Source organism: Pseudomonas sp. UBA6276 (genome assembly GCF_002438365.1).
Lineage (GTDB): Bacteria > Pseudomonadota > Gammaproteobacteria > Pseudomonadales > Pseudomonadaceae > Aquipseudomonas > Aquipseudomonas coleopterorum.
On the sequence record NZ_DJUS01000085.1, the window covers coordinates 1 to 2,936 of the forward strand.

A 2,936-nucleotide genomic window follows, 5' to 3' on the forward strand; every position below is an offset into this window, starting at 1 on the left:
CGTAGCCGTGCGGCAGCAGCATGGTCAGACCGCACAGACGGCCCCACTTGTGCTCACCGCTGGTGATGAACTGGTCGACCACGACCTGTGCACCGTTGGCGAAGTCACCGAACTGCGCTTCCCAGATCACCAACGCGTTGGGCGAGGTGGTCGAGTAGCCGTATTCGAACGCCAGAACCGCCTCTTCGGACAGGAACGAGTCGTACAGATCGAAGCGCGGCTGGCCGTTGTACAGGTTCTGCAGCGGAATGTAGGTCGCCGCATCCTTCTGGTTGTGCAACACCGCATGGCGGTGCGAGAAGGTGCCGCGGCCGATGTCCTGGCCGGTCATGCGGATCGGATGACCTTCGAAGGCCAAGGTCGCGTACGCCATGGTCTCGGCATAGCCCCAGTTGATCGGCAAGCCACCGGCCTGCATCTTCTGGCGATCTTCGTAGATCTTGGACACCTGGCGCTGCACCACGAAGCCTTCGGGAATCTCCAGCAGCTTGGCGGACAGTTCCTGCAGGGTCTTGAGGTCGAAGCGCGTGTCATGGCGCGCCGTCCAGGCATGGCCCAGGTAAGGACGCCAGTCGACGAACAATTCCTTGTTCGGCTCCTTGACCAGGCTCTTGACCACGTGCAGACCGTTGTCCAGCGCATTGCGGTACTCGTCGATCTGGCTCTGCACGCTGCCTTCGTCGAGCACGCCGGCCTTGATCAGGCTTTCGGCATACAGCTCGCGGGTGGTGCGCTGCTTGGCGATCTGCTGGTACATCAGCGGCTGAGTGCCACTTGGCTCGTCGGCCTCGTTGTGGCCGCGACGGCGGTAGCACACCAGGTCGATGACCACGTCGCGCTTGAACTGCATGCGATAGTCGATGGCCAGCTGGGTGACGAACACCACGGCTTCCGGATCATCGCCGTTCACGTGCAGGATCGGCGCCTGGATCATCTTGGCCACGTCGGTCGCGTACTCGGTGGAGCGCGCGTCGTACGGGTTGCTGATGGTGAAACCAACCTGGTTGTTGATCACGATGTGCACGGTACCGCCGGTCTTGAAACCGCGGGTCTGCGACATCTGGAAGGTTTCCATGACCACGCCCTGGCCGGCGAATGCAGCGTCGCCGTGCAGCGAGATCGGCAGCACCTTGTCACCGACCGCATCGTTGCGACGGTCCTGGCGGGCACGTACCGAACCCTCGACCACCGGAGAAACGATCTCCAGGTGGGACGGGTTGAACGCCATGGCTAGGTGCACTTCGCCACCTGCGGTCATCACATTGGACGAAAAGCCCTGGTGGTACTTGACGTCACCGGAGCCCAGCTCGACCTTCTTCTTGCCTTCGAACTCGTCGAACAGGTCGCGCGGGTTCTTGCCGAAGGTGTTGACCAGTACGTTGAGACGGCCACGGTGGGCCATGCCGATCACGACTTCCTTGGTGCCGTAGGAGCCCGAGCGCTGAATCATCTCGTCGAGCATCGGGATCAGGGCTTCGCCACCTTCCAGACCGAAACGCTTGGTGCCGGGGTACTTGGTGCCCAGATACTTCTCAAGGCCTTCGGCAGCGGTGACGCGCTCCAGCACGTGGCTGCGGATCTCGGCCGAGAACGAAGGACGACCGCGCACGCTTTCCAGACGCTGCTGGAACCAGCTGCGCTGCTCGGAATCGGTGATGTGAGTGAACTCGGCGCCGATGGTGCGGCAATATGTCTGCTGCAAAGCCTCGAGAATTTCACGTAGGCTCGCCTCCTCCTTGCCGATGAACAGGTCGCCGGCACGGAAGGTCGTATCCAGATCGGCATTGGTCATGCCGTAATGGTTGATTGACAGGTCTGCCGGAGCAGGCCGTTGCCACAGCCCCAACGGGTCCAGTTGGGCTGCCTGGTGGCCGCGCATCCGGTAGGCCTGAATCAGTCGCAGCACTTCTACCTGCTTCTTTTCGTGCTCGCTGCTCACGCTCCCGGCGGAAACCGGTTGAGCACGGCGCTGGTTTTTGGCCAGCAGGACGAAATGATCGCGAATGGTGGAGTGTGCAACGTCGGTGGCAGTGCTGCCTTCGGCAGGCAACTTCTGAAAGTAGGTGCGCCATTCCTCTGGCACAGCGTTAGGGTCGTGCAGGTAAAGCTCATAGAGCTCTTCCACATAGGCAGCGTTACCACCGGATAGGTGGGCGCTGTTCCACATGCGCTGCATCACGCTTTCTTGCATGCTTGGTCACCCTCGGTTAGGGGACACCACCGGCGCTGACACCTTGGGCGTATTGACGCGGTCCGTGTAGAGCGACCGTGCAAGCCACCTCAGAGTTGTACGCTGGTAGTCCGGGTACCAGCCCGGAGCCCCTGCTGGTCTTGTTTCTTCGAAAGTAAAAGCGAAGCCATACGCAGCCGCGCTCGGGTTTTCGTCACAGCGCAGGATCGATCCTGCGCTGTGACGGCTTGCGGTGTAGCAGTTGAATCAGACGCCGTTGGACAGCAGCATGTTCCGCACATGGCCAATGGCCTTGGTGGGGTTCAAGCCTTTCGGGCAGACGCTGACGCAGTTCATGATGCCGCGGCAGCGGAATACGCTGAACGGATCATCCATCGATGCGAGGCGCTCGCTGGTCCGGGTATCGCGGCTGTCGGCCAGGAAACGATAAGCCTGCAGCAACGCTGCCGGGCCCAGGAACTTGTCGGGGTTCCACCAGAACGACGGGCAGGATGTCGAGCAGCATGCACACAGGATGCACTCGTACAGACCGTCAAGCTTTTCACGCTCTTCCGGAGTCTGCAGACGCTCGATGGCCGGAGCCGGTGTGTCGTTCTGCAGGAACGGCTTCACCTTCTCGTACTGCTTGTAGAAGATGCTCATATCCACGACCAGGTCACGGATGACGGGCAATCCTGGCAGCGGACGCACGATCAACTTGTTACCTTTTACGACAGCGGACAGCGGCGTGATGCACGCCAGGCCG

The 2,936-nt window shown here is 61.2% G+C and carries 2 protein-coding genes; both read right to left on the minus strand.

Features of this window, described 5'->3' with window-relative positions; translation table 11 throughout:
* Positions 1-2,191, minus strand: a 2,191-nt coding sequence (locus B2V21_RS10105) for a 2-oxoglutarate dehydrogenase E1 component (protein ID WP_286916770.1), incomplete at its 3' end; no start/stop codon positions are given.
* 246 nt (positions 2,192-2,437) lie between these two features.
* On the minus strand, positions 2,438-2,936 hold a 499-nt coding region (locus B2V21_RS10110; protein ID WP_286916771.1), incomplete at its 5' end, for a succinate dehydrogenase iron-sulfur subunit.